Annotated in this window: 22 protein-coding genes; 6 read left to right on the top strand and 16 right to left on the bottom strand. The window is 59.5% G+C overall.

The genetic code is table 11. The features are described 5' to 3' along the window. Positions 1-13: 13 nt before the first annotated feature. Both AB1286_RS24015 and AB1286_RS24010 read right to left on the bottom strand, forming a co-directional pair. On the bottom strand, positions 14-2,320 hold the full coding sequence (locus tag AB1286_RS24015; RefSeq protein ID WP_430365737.1) for a sensor histidine kinase: 2,307 nt from the start codon (positions 2,318-2,320) through the stop codon (positions 14-16). Continuing rightward, positions 2,307-3,119 (bottom strand): response regulator, encoded by an 813-nt coding sequence (locus AB1286_RS24010; RefSeq protein ID WP_430365736.1) that lies wholly within the window; start codon positions 3,117-3,119, stop codon positions 2,307-2,309. Before AB1286_RS24010 ends, AB1286_RS24015 begins: the two co-directional genes overlap by 14 nt. A 388-nt stretch (positions 3,120-3,507) precedes the next feature. Here AB1286_RS24010 and AB1286_RS24005 point away from each other — a divergent pair, with 388 nt between their 5' ends. Together AB1286_RS24005 and AB1286_RS24000 are read left to right on the top strand one after the other, a co-directional pair. After that, entirely contained in the window at positions 3,508-3,804 is a 297-nt protein-coding gene (locus tag AB1286_RS24005) for a hypothetical protein (protein ID WP_430365735.1), read from the top strand. Positions 3,805-3,892: 88 nt separating this feature from the next. Then, a complete protein-coding gene (locus tag AB1286_RS24000; protein ID WP_430365734.1) occupies positions 3,893-4,597 on the top strand; it encodes a glutathione S-transferase N-terminal domain-containing protein in 705 nt (234 codons plus the stop codon). 55 nt (positions 4,598-4,652) lie between these two features. Here the strand turns inward: AB1286_RS24000 and AB1286_RS23995 are convergent, their stop codons facing one another. The 5 genes from AB1286_RS23995 to AB1286_RS23975 all read right to left on the bottom strand — a co-directional run bounded on the left by AB1286_RS23995 (position 4,653) and on the right by AB1286_RS23975 (position 6,462). Then, positions 4,653-4,895 (bottom strand): hypothetical protein, encoded by a 243-nt coding sequence (locus tag AB1286_RS23995; protein ID WP_430365733.1) that lies wholly within the window; start codon positions 4,893-4,895, stop codon positions 4,653-4,655. A 177-nt stretch (positions 4,896-5,072) separates the two neighbouring features. Then, positions 5,073-5,519, bottom strand: coding sequence for a CopD family protein (locus tag AB1286_RS23990; RefSeq protein ID WP_430365732.1), 447 nt, complete (start codon positions 5,517-5,519; stop codon positions 5,073-5,075). Positions 5,520-5,529: 10 nt separating this feature from the next. Further along, on the bottom strand, positions 5,530-5,865 hold the full coding sequence (locus AB1286_RS23985) for a DUF3817 domain-containing protein (protein WP_430365731.1): 336 nt from the start codon (positions 5,863-5,865) through the stop codon (positions 5,530-5,532). After that, positions 5,862-6,125: a hypothetical protein gene (locus tag AB1286_RS23980; RefSeq protein WP_430365730.1), complete on the bottom strand. Its 264-nt coding sequence runs from the start codon at positions 6,123-6,125 to the stop codon at positions 5,862-5,864. Before AB1286_RS23980 ends, AB1286_RS23985 begins: the two co-directional genes overlap by 4 nt. Before the next feature lie 10 nt (positions 6,126-6,135). Beyond that, complete coding sequence (locus AB1286_RS23975; RefSeq protein ID WP_430365729.1) at positions 6,136-6,462, bottom strand: ArsR/SmtB family transcription factor; 327 nt, start codon at positions 6,460-6,462, stop codon at positions 6,136-6,138. A 306-nt stretch (positions 6,463-6,768) separates the two neighbouring features. On the opposite strand from AB1286_RS23975, the gene AB1286_RS23970 reads away from it, so the two are divergent. Beyond that, positions 6,769-7,971, top strand: coding sequence for an MFS transporter (locus tag AB1286_RS23970; protein ID WP_430365728.1), 1,203 nt, complete (start codon positions 6,769-6,771; stop codon positions 7,969-7,971). 197 nt (positions 7,972-8,168) lie between these two features. Continuing rightward, positions 8,169-8,453 (top strand): XRE family transcriptional regulator, encoded by a 285-nt coding sequence (locus tag AB1286_RS23965; protein ID WP_430367298.1) that lies wholly within the window; start codon positions 8,169-8,171, stop codon positions 8,451-8,453. A gap of 329 nt (positions 8,454-8,782) precedes the next feature. Here the strand turns inward: AB1286_RS23965 and AB1286_RS23960 are convergent, their stop codons facing one another. Continuing rightward, positions 8,783-9,496, bottom strand: a complete 714-nt coding sequence (locus tag AB1286_RS23960) for a hypothetical protein (RefSeq protein WP_430365727.1) — start codon at positions 9,494-9,496, stop codon at positions 8,783-8,785. A gap of 434 nt (positions 9,497-9,930) precedes the next feature. On the opposite strand from AB1286_RS23960, the gene AB1286_RS23955 reads away from it, so the two are divergent. After that, positions 9,931-11,511 carry an isocitrate lyase gene (locus tag AB1286_RS23955; RefSeq protein ID WP_430365726.1) on the top strand — a complete coding sequence of 527 codons (1,581 nt, stop codon included), beginning with the start codon at positions 9,931-9,933 and terminating at the stop codon, positions 11,509-11,511. 666 nt (positions 11,512-12,177) lie between these two features. On the opposite strand, the gene AB1286_RS23950 is transcribed toward AB1286_RS23955, so the two are convergent. From AB1286_RS23950 to AB1286_RS23935, 4 genes are read right to left on the bottom strand one after another with little or no spacing between them, the layout of a single operon-like run. After that, positions 12,178-12,516 carry an integrase core domain-containing protein gene (locus AB1286_RS23950; RefSeq protein ID WP_430365638.1) on the bottom strand — a complete coding sequence of 113 codons (339 nt, stop codon included), beginning with the start codon at positions 12,514-12,516 and terminating at the stop codon, positions 12,178-12,180. Between the two features lie 52 nt (positions 12,517-12,568). Continuing rightward, a complete protein-coding gene (locus AB1286_RS23945) occupies positions 12,569-13,966 on the bottom strand; it encodes an IS30 family transposase (RefSeq protein WP_430364291.1) in 1,398 nt (465 codons plus the stop codon). Between the two features lie 15 nt (positions 13,967-13,981). Beyond that, complete coding sequence (locus AB1286_RS23940) at positions 13,982-14,587, bottom strand: IS3 family transposase (protein WP_430365637.1); 606 nt, start codon at positions 14,585-14,587, stop codon at positions 13,982-13,984. Continuing rightward, complete coding sequence (locus AB1286_RS23935; protein ID WP_430365725.1) at positions 14,584-14,898, bottom strand: transposase; 315 nt, start codon at positions 14,896-14,898, stop codon at positions 14,584-14,586. The genes AB1286_RS23940 and AB1286_RS23935 overlap by 4 nt, the downstream gene beginning before the upstream one ends. A gap of 28 nt (positions 14,899-14,926) precedes the next feature. Between AB1286_RS23935 and AB1286_RS23930 the strand changes: the two genes are divergently transcribed. Next, on the top strand, positions 14,927-16,297 hold the full coding sequence (locus tag AB1286_RS23930; RefSeq protein WP_430365724.1) for a tetratricopeptide repeat protein: 1,371 nt from the start codon (positions 14,927-14,929) through the stop codon (positions 16,295-16,297). Between the two features lie 210 nt (positions 16,298-16,507). Here the strand turns inward: AB1286_RS23930 and AB1286_RS23925 are convergent, their stop codons facing one another. From AB1286_RS23925 to AB1286_RS23910, 4 genes are all read right to left on the bottom strand, one after another. Next, the gene (locus tag AB1286_RS23925) at positions 16,508-16,795 is read right to left on the bottom strand and encodes a HigA family addiction module antitoxin (RefSeq protein ID WP_085227707.1); all 288 of its coding nucleotides are present in this window, start codon (positions 16,793-16,795) and stop codon (positions 16,508-16,510) included. A 10-nt stretch (positions 16,796-16,805) separates the two neighbouring features. Next, positions 16,806-17,084 carry a type II toxin-antitoxin system RelE/ParE family toxin gene (locus tag AB1286_RS23920; RefSeq protein ID WP_085227708.1) on the bottom strand — a complete coding sequence of 93 codons (279 nt, stop codon included), beginning with the start codon at positions 17,082-17,084 and terminating at the stop codon, positions 16,806-16,808. 370 nt (positions 17,085-17,454) lie between these two features. After that, on the bottom strand, positions 17,455-18,756 hold the full coding sequence (locus AB1286_RS23915; RefSeq protein ID WP_430365723.1) for a type II toxin-antitoxin system HipA family toxin: 1,302 nt from the start codon (positions 18,754-18,756) through the stop codon (positions 17,455-17,457). Beyond that, complete coding sequence (locus AB1286_RS23910; RefSeq protein ID WP_430365722.1) at positions 18,753-19,043, bottom strand: helix-turn-helix domain-containing protein; 291 nt, start codon at positions 19,041-19,043, stop codon at positions 18,753-18,755. The genes AB1286_RS23915 and AB1286_RS23910 overlap by 4 nt, the downstream gene beginning before the upstream one ends. Between the last annotated feature and the right edge of the window lie 34 nt (positions 19,044-19,077).

The raw sequence follows: 19,077 nt of genomic DNA, 5'->3' as shown, positions 1-19,077 counted from the left end.
CCGATCGATACCGTTAGACACCGATCTCGACGGCCCGGCGATCGCCACCCGCAAGCGTCTCGATGCCGGTGAAATCAAGCGCGTCGAGGCGTGAGCGCAGATCGGCCAAGAATGCCGCATAGGCAGGCCGCGCTTCGCTCATGCTGTCGATCCATCGCTCGATATCGGTCATGCGCCCGTCCTTTGCAAGCGCGGCCAATACGAGACGATCCTCGGCTGGCGGAGCATCGGCATCGTGCTGCTTCGAAGGCCGTTTAGGTCTTACGCCCGCGCTCAACGAGGAATAGGGGACCGTCTCGGTCGCTTTCGCATTTACCCCGTGTACGGAGGCCGCAACGATCTCGAACGAGAACGAGGTGCCCTGCCGCGGCGCACTCGACACACGCAGCTCGCCGCCCATCATCTCGACGATGCGCTGAGCGATGACGAGACCGAGGCCCGTCGTGCCGTTGACCGCTTCCATCTGCCTCAATGCGGACACGAGGTTGGATCGACCGTCGATGTCCATACCGATGCCCGTATCGGCGACCTCGAATCCGATCGACCATTGCGCGCCTTCACGGCGTGCCCGTACCGTCATCATCACCACGCCGTCACGCGTGAACTTGGAGGCATTCGATAGCAGATTGAGCAACACTTGCTGCAATCGACGCCCGTCGATCGTGAGCCAACGCGGCAGCGAAGTCAGTGCCTGGTAGAAGAACCGGTTGTTCAACTGCCCGCACAAGGCAATCGAATATTCGGCGATGTCGTTCAGCAGTGCCGGCAAATCGGTCTCGGACGGCGCGATATCCAACGGCCGAAGCTCGGCCTTCGCGTATCCGACCAAGTCGTCGATGAGGCCCAACTGATAGTTCACGCTGCGTTCGATTGCGAGAATCAACGAACTCTGGCGCGGATCGGCCTTGCTGTGCAGCAGCTTCGCATAGCTTGCGATCGTTGCCAGCGGCGCGCGAAGATCGTGACTCACATAACCAAGCGTTTCGATTTTCTGACGGTTCTTTTCCTGCGCATCGAGCAACGCGTCGTTCAGCGCAAGCGTGCGCTGCGCCACTTCGTGCCGCAAGCGCTCCTGTTCGCTCGATTGCCATTGCACGAGCTCCTCGCGCGCCGCCTGCCGTTGCCGGCCGACATGATCGACCCACGCCGCCAGCACGACGAGATGGGTGGCCAACCCGACCGCGGCGACGATCGGGTTCGGGTGGATATCGGAATTGAGCCAAGCCAGGTCTTTGGCGAACACCCCGAGCGCTTCCGCCACATGCAAAGCGAAGTTGAAGACACCGAAGCCGACCGTCATGAGCATCAGCCGTGCGGTAGGCGTTCGACGCCGCGAGAGCACGGCTGCGATGCCCAGTTCGGTGATGCCTAGCACTACGTTGACGGCAAGCGCGGCCTGATCGAAAACGTGCAGATCGCCGAACGCGGACCCCGCCGCACAAACACCTTCCAAAACCGCGAAAGCAACCAAGATCCGCCGCGCCGGCACATTGGTCTTTTCGCCTCGCGCGATGTTCAAAATGAACATGAGAAACAACAGAACGGACACGCAGCCGAAGATCGGCACGCTGCGGGCGCTCCACTCGGCGGCATGCGGCCATAGATACAGCTTCGTATAGCCGCGCAGGGACGCTTCATACAATGCGGTCGTCGAACATAAAGCCGCGAGCAGGAGAAATGCGACGCTGCGAGAGAAATACGCAATCAGCAGCGCACTCCATGCGAGCGCCACGAACCCGCCGATCAACGCGCCGCACCACAGCGTTTCGCGTCTGTCCAACGTATCGTATTCGGCCGGCGAAAAAAGCTGCGGCTGCAATGTCAACGCGGCATCGCCCGTTTCTCGAATGAGGATGCCGACTTGCTCGCCGGGGGCAAGCGTGAATCGCAATAACGGATAGCGGGATGTGGAATCGGCCTGCTCGCGTTCCCAACGACCGCCGCGTTCGAGGTAGAACGCCACGTTCTCGAGCCGCGGCTCGCGCAGCGCTAGAACAAGCGATGCCGGCGCCGTACCGCCGTTACGAGCGACGGCGCGCCACCACCATGCCGATCGGGAGAAGCCGGGCTTGATCCCATCCGATCCGACCGCGACAAAACCTCCCGGTTTGCCGGTAGGCAGCGCGATGATGTCGCCCAGGCCCATCCGCGCCGATACGTCTTCGAATGCCAGCGTGTGTGCCAGCTTCGGCGCCGTAGCCTCCGGTTGCGCGATTGAATCGGGGCTGCCCGCGAACGCACACGTTGCCGAAGCGATAAGCACAAGCATGACGAAACGCAGCCATGCCAGCGCGGACATCGCGGCCTTACGTGCGATCAAGGCACGGCTCCTGAGCCGGCGGAACATCCTGTACCTGCCGCTCGTCGCGATAAGCCGACGGCGTGACGCCAAATCGATCGCGGAAGGCCGTCGCGAAATTGGCCGCGCTCGAAAAGCCGATTTCCTCGGCGATATTGGCGACACTCAACGAGGTCGTGGTGAGCAATCGCTGGGCGATACGTAAGCGTTCGGCTCGCAGATATTCGAAGACCGTCTGGCCTAAATCTTCGCGAAACGCGCGCGACAACCGCTTTTCGTTCGTGCCGACTAAGCGCGCCAATTGTTCGACCGTGGGCGGATCGTTCAATCGTGCGGACAAGTGCCGAATGGCCGCCCGAACGATGACGTTGTTCCCGGACGACTCGGAGACGGGCGTATGCGCCGGCTCTTGGCCATGCTTGTTCGTGGCCCGGCCTAGATGAACGCGGATTCGCGCCAAGACCTCGGCCGGCTCGAACGGCTTCGAAATGTAATCGACGCCGCCGATGTCGAGACCTTCCAGCCGCTCATCCAGACTGCCCGCAGCCGTCAAGAAGATGATCGGAATCGCGCGGGTCTCCGGCGTATCCGCCAGGAGGCGGCAGGCCGCGAATCCGCTCATACGCGGCATCCGCACATCCATCAATATCAAATCCGGTGAAATCGCCAGTGCGCGTTGATAGGCCTGGGATCCATCGAAAGCGATACTAATCCGGCACCCGGCATTGCGCAGAACGTCGATTAACAGCCGCAACTGATCCGGCTGATCGTCGACGATCAGGATATGCGCATCGCTAAGTACGGACTGGCTGTGCAACATATGCGGGGGTCGAAAAACGGATGCGACATTTTGCCAGGTAATCGAAAAATCTACGAAAAAATTAGCGTTTTTCCGATTGACTGTTGCTTTCTCATCGTCTATTCGCGTGCGGGCGCAGCCCAAGCTAGGCGCCGAACCACCGAGCGTTGGGGGCGGACCGCCTATTTTGCCCCATTTCGGTGCGCCATCAACTTTTTCCCTCGATCAAACGCATTTGCCGCTCCATCAAAAGCGGGGCCGCGCCTCGACTACGACAATGTCCCCAGGCGTCAATAACATGCTAGTTCGCTCGAAGCATCGGTCGCTCGGCGCCGGCCATTGCACAGGCGTCGCGCTGCGCCCTCGGGTGTAGCGGGTCACGCATAGGACATTCGAGAACGAGGCATTGATGAGTAACAACCACCATCGGCCGGCACAGGCCGAGGTACTGAATGCAACGGCGCGCGCGTCGCGTGCGCAAACCGGGGCACCGCGAGTAGAGACCGAATTGGGCCGCCGCTGCGTATCGCCGTTGGCCATCATAGCCGTTGTCATGTTGTTGCCGATGACGCAGGCGCGCGCGGACAACTTCGTGGCCGGGAGCGAATCGCCGAATGCCGCCGCAACGATCGGCGGCGCGGCGGCGGCGAACCGCGGTGCGGCCATGTCGATTGGTACTACCGTGGTAGCGGGGGTGCGAGGATAACGTACAAGCGTGCCGCCTCGGTGACTACGAAGTCTCGGGAACGAGACCTGGTATATCATCGACGCCGCCCCTTTACCGAGGACCACGCATGGACGCCCTTTCCGCCTTCCCCATCACGCGCAAATGGCCGGCGCAACACCCCGAGCGCATCCAGCTTTATTCGCTGCCGACACCCAACGGCGTCAAGGTGTCGATCATGCTCGAGGAGACCGGGCTCGCCTATGAGCCGCATCTCGTCCGTTTCGATGCGAACGATCAGATGTCGCCGGAATTTCGCTCGTTGAATCCGAACAACAAGATCCCGGCGATCATCGACCCGAATGGCCCCGGCGGCAAACCGCTCGCGTTGTTCGAATCGGGCGCGATTCTGATTTACCTAGCCGATAAGAGCGGCAAGTTCATCGCATCGGATGAAGCGGGCCGCTACGAAACGATTCAGTGGTTGATGTTTCAGATGGGCGGCATCGGCCCGATGTTCGGGCAGGTGGGGTTCTTCAATAAGTTCGCCGGCAAGGACTACGAAGACAAGCGTCCTCGCGATCGCTACGTCGCCGAAGCGCGGCGCTTGCTCGGCGTGTTGAACGACCGGCTTTGCGAACGGCAATGGATCATGGGCGATGACTACTCGATCGCCGATATCGCCACGTTCCCGTGGGTTCGCAATTTGATCGGATTTTATGAAGCGGGAGAACTCGTCGGCTTCGCCGACTTCCCGCATGTGAAGCGCGCGCTCGATATCTTCGTTGCGCGGCCGGCCGTCGTTCGCGGGCTCGACATTCCTAGCCGCGGATAAGGCCAACGGTATACGCACGCAGGCGCCCGGATCGGGCGCCTGTTTTGAATCGTCTTTATTGCTGCGCTTGCTCGGCTCTGAGCTGCGCGTCCTTCTTCTCTTGCGCGTGCTTCTTCGCGAGGTGATGTCCGACGATACACCCGCCGACAGCGCCCGCGACCGCGTGATGCCCCGCATAGTGACCGGCCACGCCGCCGACGACCGCGCCTTTTATACAGCCTGCGGCATTGGCGGTCCCGATGGTGCCAAGCGCAAGCAACGCCGACAGGAAAAGAGCGGATTTACGGTTTGATTTCACGGTGATACCTCGCTGTTGAGTCGCCAGGAGTTGGGGACTCGATTCAAGGTTTCAAGCTAGCACAAACGCGGAGGCGAAAGTGCCGCTCATGCAACATAGACCGGTTGCTCGCCATTAATCGGGATTTGCGTTGCGTTTGTGCTGCCGGGCCGTGTTAGTGGCCGGATCTCCGCTTCTTTAAGCAAACGGTTTGACGACGGCGAGCACCGCGACCGCAATCGCACTCACGACGATCACTGCCGGAAAGTGTCGAACGAAGCCAGGTATCGGACGCTCCTTCCCCTTCCCTCTGGCCGCGCGTCGCAGCATGCCCGACAGCATCCCGTGCAACGCGGACAACAGCACGACGAAAAAGAGCTTGATGAGAAACCAAGGGGCGCTCATCCAACCGCCCATCCAAACGAGCAAGGGTCCGAGTATCCATACGAGCCCCAAAGCCGGCGACGTCACGCGATGATCCCAACGATGCACGGCTTCAATGAACCACGCCTGCTCGGGCTTTTCGCTAGGAGCGGTACCGCCTGCTTTTAAAAGCATCGCGACGGCCAACGCCATCGCGGTCAATCCACCGAGAAAAACGAGCACCGCCCCTACATGCAACGCCTTGAGCCATAGATAGAGCATCGTTCACACCTCAAGTCGATATCGAAATCGATGCGGCGCGTCGCGCGAGCCTTCGCTCGTTGACGAATGCGCCGAATGGAATAAGTGCCGCAATAATGAGTCGCGCCGTTTCGGAGCGAGACCAGTTGCCCTCGGAAACGGTTTTCAGCAGCATCCAAACATATAGCAAAAACGCCATCCCATGGATCGGGCCCATGATGCGTGTCGCGATCGGTAGCCCGGCCAAATGCCGCAATGGCACGGCGACAAAGATCAAGAGCAACAACGTACTGCCTTCCAGCAGCGAAACTGTGCGCATACGACGCAGCCTCGCACGCTCGTCAGCCCGCTCGGCTTCCGTCGTCATTCGACCTCCTTCAGTACCTTTTCAACCGATGCGAGCCGCTTTTCGACGTGTTCGATGGTTGCGCGCAGACCTGTCACCACGAGCATCATCTCTTCTTGACCCTTCACCGCCCTTTCGGCCAATGCGCGATATGCGTCGTCGCTCGCGTGCGACAACTGAGCGCGGCGGACGACCGAAAAGTACTTCATCGCGAAGATGAGCAAGCACGTCAACAATACGAGTACCGTCACGAGCAAAAACATCGTCCCTTTGTCAGTCATGGCCTTTCCTTCAAGAGTCGGACTGGCCGGCAGACGCGCTCAACGTACGCATTGCCTTAGCGATGGCCGACGGGGTTAGCGAAATATCGAAAGGCACCGCCTCGTAATAGTTGAGTGCTTTGCCATCTTCGGAAAGCTCCATCCGGCTCGACACCAAACCGGCCTCTTCGAGCTTGCGTAGATGAAGGTGCATAAGGGGCCGGCTGATGCCGAGTTCACGAGCCAATTGGCTCACATAAGCTCGACCGCCGGTGTTCAGCGCAGCCACGATCCGCAGACGATGGACATTGGCCAGCGCGGAAATCGCCTCCAACAGTTGGTCACCTGTGATCGTCAAGTTGGCTCGCCTCCTCCTTAAGTGAAACGGATTCTAGGCGCCGTGGCGATAACCAGTCAACATTTTCTTACGCATGAAATGAAATTGTTTATTAGAAGCATCGACGTCGATCATCGAGGAGAACACAAGGCGATTGCTGAGGCTGAAACGCGACCAGGGCCATGCCCAGCGATGCGAGTGCGACACCGGCGAAATCCCATCGGGTCGCCGCGGCCTCTTCTGCGATTGAAAAGCAAGGAACCGGACGCACTGACCGTCGATAGATCTGAACATGGCGTCCACACGTAACCAAAAAGGGATACAGACATGGACGCTTCTCCGGTCGACAGCCGCAGCGAAAACAATCCATCTAATACTTCGACCCGCGGCTGGCTTTCAGTTGCAGCGGTTTCGTTCGGAACGTTCGCTCTCGTCACGAGCGAGCTAATGCCGATCGGGCTCCTCCCGAAGATTGCGGCCGGCGTGAATGCCGCCGAGGGCAATGTGGGCCTGACGATCACCATTCCAGGACTGGTGGCAGCGTTCGCCGCACCCGCGTTGCTTGTTGCCGCAGGGCGGCTTGACCGGCGTTGGTTGCTTTGGCTGACGAGTGCACTGTTGATCGCTTCCAATCTGATTGTCGCCTCGGCGGCCACGCTTTCTACGTTGCTGGCGGGGCGTGTTCTGCTTGGAATAAGTATTGGCGGCTTCTGGGCCATCGGCGCAGCGGTGGCCAGGCGACTGGTGCCGCCCGAATCGGTCGGTCGCGCAACCGCGCTGGTGTTTTCCGGGGTTTCCGCCGGCACAGTAATCGGGTTACCCGCGGGGACGTTGCTTGGGGAACTGTGCGGTTGGCGCTTTGCGTTTACGGGAGCCGCTACCCTCGGCGGCATAGCTCTCGCGGCACAACTCTATCTGCTGCCGAAATTGGCCGCGACGGACACCGTCGGTCTGTGGCAATTGCCGGCGGTTGCCCGAACCGCGAAAGCGAGAGTAGCGCTCCTCGCGGTTGCATTGGCTATCGGCGGTCAGTTCATGGCTTATACATATCTCGCGTCTTTCCTTGAGCGGTATGCATCGATCTCCCCGAGTATGGTTTCCGCCGTTTTGTTGGCCTACGGGGTGGCCGGGTTGGTCGGGAATACCATCGCGGGAGAACTGGTCCAGGGTGACGTGCGCCGGGTCCTCACGGGCGCGGGATTGTTGGTTGCCGCAACGATTCTTTGCCTTCCGCTGATCGGTTCGCACCCGTTCATCGCCGTAGCATTGGTCGTGATCTGGGGAGGCGGATTTGGCGCGGTGCCCGTTTCTCTGCAAACGGCGATGTTCATGGCGGCACCGACGCTTCAGGAAGGCAGTAGCGCGCTATTCGTTTCGACGTTCCAGTTGGCGCTCGCGAGCGGCGCGTTCCTCGGCGGGCTGGCTGTGAATTCGGGAAGTATTACTGTGGCCATGGTGCTGGGAGGTGCAGCCGTTCTTACTATGGCAGGCACGGTCTGGATCTTCTTTAGATCCGCTCCACCTCGGTAATGGCGTTAGAACCGAGCGCATATGGTTTCGCGCCAGCTCCTTTGGAATTCTCAAAGAAGACACGCGGGTCAGTGCACAATCTGCCTGCCGGTGATTCTGAGGCGTTCACGGTTATGTCTTGGGCTTGCGCTTGTACCAAATTTGATACGATCGCGGTATTCGTCCCGAATCAGGGCCGCCCAGCCCAGGAATCAATCATGGCAAACAAGCACATCGGAAGCAGCTTCGACGACTTCCTCGCCGAAGAGGCGATGTTTGAAGAAGCTACGGCAACCGCCATGAAGCGAGTGATCGCTCGGCAAATCGAGCAGGAAATGAAGGCGCAGAAGTTGACCAAAACGGCGATGGCGAAACGTATGCGTACCAGTCGGGCAGCGCTGAATCGCCTGCTCGACACCGAAGATACAAGCCTGACGCTAACCACACTCGCAAGCGCAGCGGCAGCACTCGGCAAGCACATTCGCTTCGAGTTGATTGCGTAAGGTCCTTTACGTAACCCTGCCGGCTGGGACGATCGATGTTGTGCTTCTGTCGCATGCGATGGGCGGAAGCACGTCCCGATGTACGGCAGTCGCTGGCCATGACCGGCGAGCAGCGATAGTGTTTTCAGTTCAGTAGTTTGCAAAAAATTACTGAAACAGCGAAATTTCAGTAGTATTTTGAAAACTACTGAAACGCGAGATGACGAGCTAATCGTCGATTGGGCTCTTGATACGACCGCTTTTCAGCGGTGAATTGTCGGAGATGAAGGACGGCTAAGGGTCGGCCTCTGTGGTCGGCGAGCACACGCTACTTGGCCGTGACTCCAATGCTAGTCAACGCGGAGCAAGCGACCCGATCGCGGGCACACGGCGGCTGGCGAGCCGTTGGACCAGACCTGCTCTTTCTCGAGTTGCAGCGACGTCGAGAGAGCAACATCGAAAACGACCTTCAGCGCGCTTCCAATATCAGCGTCTTCAATTGGAAGTTCCCACGTCAGGAAAATCTGCGCGAAGTCGTCGCCCGAGGCGAATTCGGCCGCAGAAAAACTGTCGCTGCCGCGCTGAATGACGCCGTGGGGCTGCACCGGATCGAAAATCACGGCTGTTCCCCGCTTGAGGGGAATGCGTTGGCCCGTAAAGGGAAAGTGCAAGTCCAGTCCCTTATCTTCACTCAGGAAGAGATTGCAGAAAGCGGTACCGCCGTATTGTTCGCCATCATGGTGATACCTCGCGCCACGACAGGCCATCAGCGCCATGTCGCAATCTGCAATCACCGCGGGCAGCCCTAAGGCGACGGTCCACTCAGACATCGCCTGCACGCAGCGCCTGTAGTCCGGCCAGCGCATTTGCGTGCGCGCCAGAGGCATCGCCTCGACATCCCCTGGTTCCAGAGCGAGCCGCACCCCTGTCTCTCTTTGCCAATCCGCAAGCACGGCCGCAGAAGGCGCCGGCAGATCGAGTGTTCCGGATAAAACTTTGTCACTTACGCGACGACTGCGGATAGCGTCGCCGCTCCAGAAAAAGGAGGTCAGGGTATTTCGCATTCGATTCTGTCGAAGGGAACTCGGCCAAGCATTGTAACGATTCATCCCGGTCATCCCGGCCATCCCGGCAGCGATCGGGCTGACATCGGAACTCCGGCTGGCGCGCCGGCGCATCGCTAAACGTCGACAGTTGCATCGCAGAGTGCGTACACAACATGGCCGCCCATCTGGCAGGTACGCGGTTCTACGGTACCCACCCCAATAGCCGAAAATGCATTTCGCATTGCGGGATTTTCGCGATTTTTTTGCGATACCCCCATTTTGTCTCTTGAAAATATGTTTCATATTACAAAAAATACAACGTATCCCATTGAAAAATAAGGAATAATTATGTCTTATGTCTTATATAAGAGTTGATGCCCATGGCGTTACCATTGAGCCATACAGTCCACGGGACTATCCGGTTACCCACGCTTCCCTCTAAGGAGATACTCATGGCCCAATATCAAGACGACATCCAGGCAATTGCCGGGTTGAAAGAGCAACAAGGCAGCGCCTGGAACTCGATCAATCCCGAATACGCCGCACGCATGCGCGCGCAGAACAAGTTCAAGACCGGACTCGACATCGCCCGGTACACGGCCAAGATCATGCGCTCTGACATGGCCGCCTACGATGCTGACCCGGCGAAATACACTCAGTCGCTGGGCTGCTGGCACGGCTTCATCGGCCAGCAGAAGATGATCTCCATCAAGAAGCACTTCAATAGCACCGAGCGCCGCTACCTGTACCTGTCGGGCTGGATGGTGGCAGCGCTGCGCTCCGAGTTCGGTCCGCTGCCCGACCAGTCGATGCATGAAAAAACCGCCGTCAGCGCGCTGATCCGCGAGCTGTACACCTTCCTGCGCCAGGCCGACGCCCGCGAACTAGGCGGTCTGTTCCGCGAACTGGACGCAGCCCAGGGTCCGGCCAAGGCCGCCATCCAGGCAAAGATCGACAACCACGTCACGCACATTGTGCCGATCATCGCCGACATCGACGCGGGCTTCGGCAACGCTGAAGCCACCTACCTGCTGGCCAAGCAGTTCATCGAAGCGGGCGCATGCTGCATCCAGATCGAAAACCAGGTGTCCGACGAAAAGCAGTGCGGCCACCAGGACGGCAAGGTCACCGTGCCGCACGAGGACTTCCTCGCGAAGATCCGCGCGATTCGCTACGCCTTCCTCGAATTGGGAGTGGACGACGGCATCATCGTGGCGCGTACCGACTCGCTGGGCGCGGGACTGACCAAGCAGATAGCCGTGACCAACGCACCGGGCGACTTGGGCGACCAGTACAACTCGTTCCTGGATTGCGAGGAGCTCTCGGCCGACGCGCTCGGCAACGGTGACGTCGTCATCAAGCGCGACGGCAAGCTGCTGCGTCCCAAGCGCCTGCCGAGCAACCTGTTCCAGTTCCGCGCTGGCACCGGCGAAGCGCGCTGCGTGCTGGATTGCGTCACCGCACTGCAAAACGGTGCGGACCTACTGTGGATCGAAACCGAAAAGCCGCATATCGCGCAGATCGGCGGCATGGTCAGCGAGATTCGCAAAGTTGTCCCGAACGCCAAGCTGGTGTACAACAACAGCCCGTCGTTCAACTGGACGCTGAACTTCCGTCAGCAGGCCTACGACGCGATGAAGGCAGAGGGCAAAGACGTCTCGTCCTATGACCGCGCGCAATTGATGAGCGCGGAATACGACCAGAGCGAACTGGCACAGATCGCGGACGAAAAGATCCGTACCTTCCAGGCCGACGCGTCGCGCGAAGCTGGGATCTTCCACCACCTCATCACGCTGCCGACGTACCACACGGCCGCGCTCTCGACCGACAATCTCGCGAAGGAATATTTCGGCGACCAGGGCATGCTGGGTTACGTGGCGGGCGTGCAGCGTAAGGAAATCCGCCAGGGCATCGCGTGCGTCAAGCACCAGAACATGTCCGGCTCGGATATCGGCGACGATCACAAGGAATATTTCAGCGGCGAAGCGGCCCTGAAGGCGGCGGGCAAGGACAACACGATGAACCAGTTCTGATCGCCGTTGCGACTCATGCAAAACGCCAACCCAGCCGGGTTGGCGTTTTTATTTGTCGGGTGAAATCTTCCCGCACGCGAAGCGCCTGCTGAAAGCCGACATCCACGTTGAAAACACGAACCGCTGCAACGGGGTCGGCTCCGGAAGTTCGGCACCAACTCGGCGACGCGCGACCAACGACGAACTTCGGATTTCCGGGATCGGCCATGAGCGGCCGTTGGACTAACCCATGAAGATTGGCGACAATCGGGCGAATTATTGAGCCGTTTTCTGCACTCTGCCATGCACGAAAAGCAATCAACCAGAAGACTGCGTATTCTCTGTAGAGTGGTAGGTATATGCCTCGCGCTATACGCAGATGTTTCATCCGCAAACGACGTTCAATCCACCTGCTACGTGGACAGTAGTTGTCTTGTAAGTGAGGCCGTGCGAAACGCCAGCTCAATCAAGCAGATCGATTCGCCGAATTTCATCAATGACCTGGTACGCGCTGGCCAGTTTGATTACGCCCGTACGATGGCAGCCAAACTGGACCGGACCGGGCCGCAGGAATTTCGCTGGAAGCAGCCCAACTATAACATCGTGATCGGTACGATCGCTGCTCGATCATGGGCTGAAGTTGACCCGCTTCTACGGACGGATTTGCAGTAGCGATCGATATGTGATTTAACCTCCGTTAAGCGGTAAGTCGCGGGTTGTCCACGGACGGGCGGCGGGTCGCCTGTCACGACCACGACGACGCCCGGCGGTGGGCAACCCGCACGGGGACATGATTTCGTTTTTTGTGTGCTCGTCTTCGAACTCGAGCGGCGAGTGGTAGCCGATGCTGCTGTGCAGGCGGCGCAGGTTGTACCAGCCCTCGAGGAACCAGAACAAACGTCCTCGCGCCTGTTCGTGCGTATCGAAGTGCTCGCGCATAAGCAGTTCCGATTCGAGCGTGCCGAAGAAGGATTCGCACATCGCGTTGTCGTAACAGTCGCCAGCCGTACCCATCGAAGGCTGCACACAGGCTTCACGACAGCGCCGTCCGAAGGCAATCGACGTATATTGGGCGCATTCAACCGGTCGTCGCAACACCGAATTGTTGAACAGTTTTTAGGTGCTCGTCCAGAGCTTCAGCAGGTGTCCTCCAGCCGAGCGTTTTCCGCGGCCTGCTGTTCAGTGTATTGGCGACGGCTTGAAGCTCGCGAGCACCCCACCGCGATAGATCTGTGCCTTTCGGGAAGTATTGTCGTAGAAGGCCGTTCGTGTTTTCGTTCGTGCCGCGCTGCCACGGGCTGTGAGGGTCGGCAAAGAAGACCTTTACACCAGACTCGATTGTGAAGCGGGCGTGATCGGACAGTTCCTTGCCACGATCCCACGTCAATGATCGCCACAACTGGGCAGGCAGGTCCGTCACGGTTTTCTTGAGTGCGTTGGCCATAGTGACAGCTCCGTAGCCGGCCAGCGCGGGCCCGTTTTTCGTGCGTGGAATCAGCCCATAGTCTTTTTCACGAGGCAGATGTACGAGCACAGTGAAACGGCTTGATCTCTCTACCAACGTTCCAATAGCGGATCGGTTCAGGCCGATGAGCAGGTCCCCCTCCCAATGGCCCGGCACAGCCCGATCTTCCGCCTCGGCAGGGCGGCTGGAAATCATCACGTTCTCGCTCACGTGCGCCCATGCCTTGGCTTGCGCCCTGGCTCTGGGAACGCGCAACGCACGGCCGGTGCGCAGGCAGCCTACCAGCTCGCGCTTGAGCGCGCCGCGTCCTTGAATGTAGAGGGCCTGGTAAATGGCTTCGTGAGAGATACGCATGGACTTATCATCGGGGAAGTCGATTTGCAATCGATTGGCAATCTGTTCGGGTGACCAGCCATTAACCCATTTGCGATCACCGCGATGGGGTTTGTTTCGCCCCTTGAACGGTGCTTGTCGCGGCCCGGCAATCTCACGGCCATCAGCGTCGTGCACCTTGCCCTCCAGGCGTTCCTGCACGTAGCGGTGAAGCCGCACATTGGTCGCCAGTTTCGTCGACTTTGGTCGTTTGGCGAATCGTTCCGCTTTCCACTGCGCGACTGAAGCACGATACTCAAGGCAGCCACTACGTGTTGCGGCATTGCGCGTGAGCTCTCTCGACACGGTCGATGGGCTGCGTTCTATGCGGCGGGCGATTTCGCGCACCCCGAGGCCCTGGACGGAGAGCAATGCGATCTCTTCTCGTTCGGCAAATGACAAGTACCTACCCGATATAGGTTTCGACATAAATAGTGGCATGCCGCCACGATAGCGGAACCAGCGCGAGCCTACCGCCTGAGATACGCCAACTGCCTCTGCTGCTCTTTCGCTTGTGATGCCGGTGGCGATTTGCTTCCAAAATAGACGCTCGGTTTCATGCCGAAGCGACGGCGCGCCCGGCGAGTGCATCGCTCCTCGCCCCGTCAACTGATATCCGCGTCCTGCACTTCTACCCATGCAACACCTCCTCGACTAAAGGTGTTGCGACGACCGGTTGAATGCGCCTTGGCAGCCCTGATCGGAATGCAGAATGACCCCGCGAGCTCGACGTTGCGCGAGCGCCATATCGAGCGCACGCAGCATCAGTTCCGTGTACAGATGATTGGACATTGCCCAGCCTACGATGCGGCGGCTGAACACATCGAGCACGACGGCCAGATACAGGAATCCCTCGCCGGTTGGAATGTAGGTGGCGTCTGCAACCCACAGCACGTTCGGCGCTGCGGCGCTGAAGTGGCGACGCACCAGATCAGGGGCACGCCGTGCTCCCGCGCGTTGTCGCGTAGTGCATTTCCATTGCCTGCGACTAGCCCCGCACAGGCCGGCCAGACGCATGAGTCGCGCGACGCGCTTGCGCCCGACATGCACGCCTTCGCGTTTGAGCTGGGCATGGATACGCGGCGCGCCATAGGTGCCGCGCGAACTGGCGTGCAGCATGCGAATGCGCGAGAGCAACTGCGCATCGCTGCATGCCTGCCTCGAGGGTTCCCGCACGAGCCACGCGTAGTAGCCGCTGGTGGAGACTCGCAGCAGCCGCGCCATCGTGGCAATGGGCCAGCGGGCCCGGTTCGCTTTCATGAATCCGTACCCTTCGGCGGTACGGCCCCCGTCTCCCGAGCGAACCAGGCAGCCGCGTGAGAGAGTATGTCGCGCTCCATCTCGAGTTGGCGCACCTTACGACGCAGCCGCGCCAATTCCTGCCGCTCGGCCGTCGTCAGTCCGTCCTGGCGCACGCCCGAATCGCGATCGGCCTGCACGACCCAGTTGATGATGCTTTGCGCCGTCGGCTCGAACTCGCGCGCCAATTCCTCAGGCGTACGTCCCGCCTTCACCAACTCCACCATCTGCGCCCGGAACTCCGCCGGGTACGCCTTCCGATGCTTGCCCATAACGGCACCTCCTCTTCAAAAAGAATAGGTGTCCGTTTTCGCGGGTCAACTTCAGGCGGCACCAAACGAGATCGCGAATCTGGCCCCTTTGGAGAGACTAGTAGCGGAAGATCAGGCAGATGGCCTCGGTCTGACGGACTACCTAGACCTCACGGCGGATCGAATAATCTATCGTTCGTCGAAGAGCGGATTGGAAGTCGGACTCGCTGATCTGTTTGAGCCAAGGATGCTGCACAGGGGAAGTAACGCTACGCTGACTGAGATTCTGAATTCGCGATGGCCGCGCGCAATCGAACAGTTGCGCGAGAACAAGCAAGGGGACAGTTGGAACAATCTCGCCAAGATCTGGCTGGCACTGGGAAACAAGGGCGCAGCAAGGAAGGCACTTGAACGGGCCGAGCTGACCGGGATGGTCGATTACCAGGGTACGCAGCGGATAGGTGACGTGACTGCTCGAACCTGGCTTGAGCTGAGCGAACCCTCCCGAGCACTACAGGAAGCTGAACGCGCAAGCTCCAGTTCGACGGCCGCTACCTTGAAGTTCGCCATTGCCCGCGCATATTTGCACACAGGGCATATCCGCGACGCGCTCGACGTCACCACTTCTGCGCTAGCTGATGTGCGCAAGCAGCCGGACTGGCCCTGGACTTCGAGCCTGTTGCGCGATGCCGTCGATCTGCGGATGGAGGCGGGTGATGTGCAGGGCGCGCGTGCCGTTGCGGAGGAAATCGAGGCACGCAAGCGAGATGTCGTTCAGGCCAGCCATTTCGTGGATGCCGCCCAAGCCTTCAACGACGTCGGGGATCACGCTCGGGCCACCTCTTTGTTGAAGCCTGCACTTGCTTCGATTCCCGCCCCCAATCAGATCGTCGGAGTCGGGGCAACCTTGGGGCCAATCACTGGGGCGAGCCTTCGGTTGGGTGAAAGCTTGCGGTCGGCTGTCGCCGTCGAGCTTTATCGCAGCGGAAATACCGGTGATTTCGAAAACGTACTTACCCAACTCGGTCCGTGGTACCAGCGACATACTTGGATCGAAGTGTGTGAGGCGCCGAGACTGGGGGGCAGACCTCCGCCTGATGACGAAACCTGCGTTAAGAATACCGACGGCGCTACGCTTCCTGGTATGGCGGTCAATGCGATCAACGAGCAACGAATCACAGATGCGGCCCGCTACCTATCACGCATAGTCGCAATCGTCGGCGATGGTAATTCTATCGAGGCAGTGAGGCTGGCTCTCGATGCGGCGCGCCTCGCTGTCGTCCTCGAGCGAAAAGAGATTGTCAATGCAGCGCTTGTCACAGCGGCGCATGCAGCTGACAGCTTGACCGATCCTGGCGATCGAGCACGTGAATTGCTGGGAGTCGCAGCGCTACGGCACGAGTTGGGCTGCTGCCGGTAAGCTTTGTGTGAGCACAACAAGATCGCAGCGGGGGCGCGGACGGCGCTTCTCGTCGAGATAGCAAGGAGATCCACGACCCAAGTCGTCCGGGCAGCGAGGCACGCGCAACGCGCGACCGGATGTCCGCTTCCGGCCGTAGTAAGCGTCGCTTCAGGGTCGTTCAACGTCCTTCCGAAAACACCGATGCCGACAAGGTGCGGAGTCATTGCATCAAGCTGCGTGCCGAGGAAGCGGTTTAATCTTCGGGGTAGGCTGCTGCTGCGCCTGCCACAAATCCCATTGCGCCTGCATGCCGACCCACATTTCGGGCGACGTGCCGAGCCACGCGGCAAGCCTAAGCGCGAAACTGGCCGTCACGCCCGACTTGCCATTCAGCACGTTGGACAGCGTAACGCGGTTGATCTGCAACGCCTGCGCTGCCTGCCCCACGGTCATGTCCTCAGGGATCCATTCCCGCAGCACCTCGCCCGGGTGCGCAGGATTGTGCATCATCGTCATAATAATCACCTTAATGATAGTCCTGGTAATCGACCAGGATTGCGTCCGTACCTTCGAACGTGAAGGTCAGCCGCCAGTTTCCGTTGACCCAAATTGACCAATGCCCTTTCAGATCGTCTTCGAGCGAATGCAATTTCCAGCCCGGAGCGTTCATGTCGTCCGGCTTTGTGGCTGAATTCAGAGCCGTTAGCTGGATACGAAGGCGCGTCGCGTGATGCGGTTGGATTCCAGCCTTGCTGCCTTTCATGAAAAACCGTTCGAGCCCTTTATGTCGGAAGGTTTTGATCATGAAGGTCATTGTAGCCTGTAAGACAACACACTACAATGGCTTCCGGTGTATTTATCCATTCCGAAAGTTCGGAGCGCCCGTCGCCAGACGGGCCTGCGCCAAGTGGCCGTTGTAGTCGGGTAGCTGCCATCGAAGCGGCGCGGGTCGGAGTGACGCTTTCGGGTCGATTACGGAAGCTCTCAACCAACAGAGCCGCACCGATTACCGGCACGCGACGGACTTCCCGCTAACGGCCGACTTCGGCCGCTCGTGTAAGTCACAGGGTAGCCACTCGAACGGCCGGATGAGCTAACACGTGCCGCTCGACCAGTAGGAATCCCTCTGCACAACGGACTCATCGCTTGTCATTGATCCTCAACCGAGAAGCCCATTAGATCGACGCCAACGGCAACGTTTTAAGTCGATCAAGGACCACTTCCTTCATCCCCTGCGGGGTCGGAAGCTCATCGAGCATCTTCGGCCACGTGTCCTGAGCGGCAGACACCGCAGCTTTCACCGCGGCGGTCGCGATACGTTGTGCAATGCCCGCAGCCTTAGCCATTTCCGCATAGGTATCGAGCGTCTGAGCGCGCTGCATGCGATCGATGGCGACGTTCATCCCGTACGAGGCGAAGCCAGGCAACGCGGCGACGCAAACAATGTCGTATGCCGGGCTTAGCGCCGGGTGAGCCTTATCCACATAAAGCACAGAAAAATTCTTCAGATGCGCATCGCTATTGCCGATAAGCGTGTTAACCGCTTGCCGCATAAAGAATTCACGAACGTCCCGTATGCCGCGCGGACTCAGTGCATCGAGTAAGCCCAGCAGCATACTGAACTGCTCTTCTTTCCCATACTTAGCAGCCGGCATCCGCCCCAGCATCTGGCAAGCGTCTTCTGCGTGGATGCGCTCATTGCCCTCCCGATCGTAGCGCTCGACTGCGAGAAACGACGTCGCGGTGCCGGCAACGGCCTGAAGTCCATCGATATCAATGACCGAGAGACTCATTGGTTCGCACGAGGCGACGTTGACACCGGCCGCTTTCGCAAGTTGCATGGCGACGTACTCGTTGAAGATTTGCGAGTCGTCGTTTTTCGCCGGGAGCTTGGCGATGACATCGGACAGCTTCCCGTGTCCCGGCATCGTGTACCGCTTGCCTTTGTTCACAGTCGAAAGCGCGAGCTTGTTCTGCACGCCGGAGATGGAGGCGGCGCCCTCGGCGGCACCCTCCGTTACGCTCATTTCAAGATTGTCGGCTCCGCCGGTGACACCGAACGTTCGCGCATACTCGGGAATACCATGCACATTCGCAGGCGGCAGAACGACAACGGCGCCAGGCAAATCTTCACCTGCGGCAGCCAGTACGCCGAAGTCATCTCGATCTTCGGGATTGTGGCGACTCGCTTCTAGCCGTTTACGGAGATCACTCTCGGGAAGGAGCCCAGCAAAGAATGGCGGAAGCTTGCCGCCCGTGTTGTAGAGCGCGGGGTGGAAAGCGTTTGAAAAGATGTCGGCCGCGATCGCGGGAGTGCCTGGGATCGCCATCGACAAGGAGAGCGTCGGCGCGCCATTAGCAGCCTTAAACGATTCGGACGGCACAAAACGACAGTTTCCAGCCAGCTCGCAAAGGTAGCCACAAACCTCGCCGTAAAGCCGCACCTCGAGATAGCGCGGACGCATTACGCCGGTCATTGACGTCCCTTCAGAAACATTTCTACCGCGCTCGGTGCCTGGAGATCAGGCCCAGTACCCTTCCCCGCCAGGACCTGACGGACCGCCGCGAGGTGCTCCTTCGGCACGAGCACCCATTGCGCGTCCAAACCTGCTGCAAGCGCATCCAGCGTGTTGCTACGGGCGTCATGCCTGCCCGCCAAGGTAGCGGACAGATTGGGGCGAGCGATGCCCGTTAGGCCGCTCAACTCGGTGACGGACATGCCGCGGCGCGAAAGAAGCGTCTTAATCTGACCTACGAATGACATTTCATACTCTCGCCTGACAAGGTATGAAAAATAA

Source organism: Trinickia sp. NRRL B-1857 (genome assembly GCF_050470685.1).
Lineage (GTDB): Bacteria > Pseudomonadota > Gammaproteobacteria > Burkholderiales > Burkholderiaceae > Trinickia.
The sequence above is the reverse complement of the archived record's forward strand: the minus strand, read 5'-3'. Positions and strand labels throughout refer to the sequence as shown.

Bases quoted from the DNA above. Each gene is read 5' to 3' on its own strand.
- AB1286_RS23960 (WP_430365727.1), bottom strand. From the start codon at position 9,496: ATGCGAAATACCCTGACCTCCTTTTTCTGGAGCGGCGACGCTATCCGC.
- AB1286_RS24005 (WP_430365735.1), top strand. From the start codon at position 3,508: ATGAGTAACAACCACCATCGGCCGGCACAGGCCGAGGTACTGAATGCA.
- AB1286_RS23920 (WP_085227708.1), bottom strand. From the start codon at position 17,084: ATGATCAAAACCTTCCGACATAAAGGGCTCGAACGGTTTTTCATGAAA.
- AB1286_RS23945 (WP_430364291.1), bottom strand. From the start codon at position 13,966: ATGGGTAGAAGTGCAGGACGCGGATATCAGTTGACGGGGCGAGGAGCG.
- AB1286_RS23955 (WP_430365726.1), top strand. From the start codon at position 9,931: ATGGCCCAATATCAAGACGACATCCAGGCAATTGCCGGGTTGAAAGAG.
- AB1286_RS23985 (WP_430365731.1), bottom strand. From the start codon at position 5,865: ATGACGACGGAAGCCGAGCGGGCTGACGAGCGTGCGAGGCTGCGTCGT.
- AB1286_RS24000 (WP_430365734.1), top strand. From the start codon at position 3,893: ATGGACGCCCTTTCCGCCTTCCCCATCACGCGCAAATGGCCGGCGCAA.
- AB1286_RS23910 (WP_430365722.1), bottom strand. From the start codon at position 19,043: ATGTCATTCGTAGGTCAGATTAAGACGCTTCTTTCGCGCCGCGGCATG.
- AB1286_RS23990 (WP_430365732.1), bottom strand. From the start codon at position 5,519: ATGCTCTATCTATGGCTCAAGGCGTTGCATGTAGGGGCGGTGCTCGTT.
- AB1286_RS24010 (WP_430365736.1), bottom strand. From the start codon at position 3,119: ATGTTGCACAGCCAGTCCGTACTTAGCGATGCGCATATCCTGATCGTC.
- AB1286_RS23940 (WP_430365637.1), bottom strand. From the start codon at position 14,587: ATGAAAGCGAACCGGGCCCGCTGGCCCATTGCCACGATGGCGCGGCTG.
- AB1286_RS23915 (WP_430365723.1), bottom strand. From the start codon at position 18,756: ATGACCGGCGTAATGCGTCCGCGCTATCTCGAGGTGCGGCTTTACGGC.
- AB1286_RS23980 (WP_430365730.1), bottom strand. From the start codon at position 6,125: ATGACTGACAAAGGGACGATGTTTTTGCTCGTGACGGTACTCGTATTG.
- AB1286_RS23925 (WP_085227707.1), bottom strand. From the start codon at position 16,795: ATGACGATGATGCACAATCCTGCGCACCCGGGCGAGGTGCTGCGGGAA.
- AB1286_RS23935 (WP_430365725.1), bottom strand. From the start codon at position 14,898: ATGGGCAAGCATCGGAAGGCGTACCCGGCGGAGTTCCGGGCGCAGATG.
- AB1286_RS23970 (WP_430365728.1), top strand. From the start codon at position 6,769: ATGGACGCTTCTCCGGTCGACAGCCGCAGCGAAAACAATCCATCTAAT.
- AB1286_RS23965 (WP_430367298.1), top strand. From the start codon at position 8,169: ATGGCAAACAAGCACATCGGAAGCAGCTTCGACGACTTCCTCGCCGAA.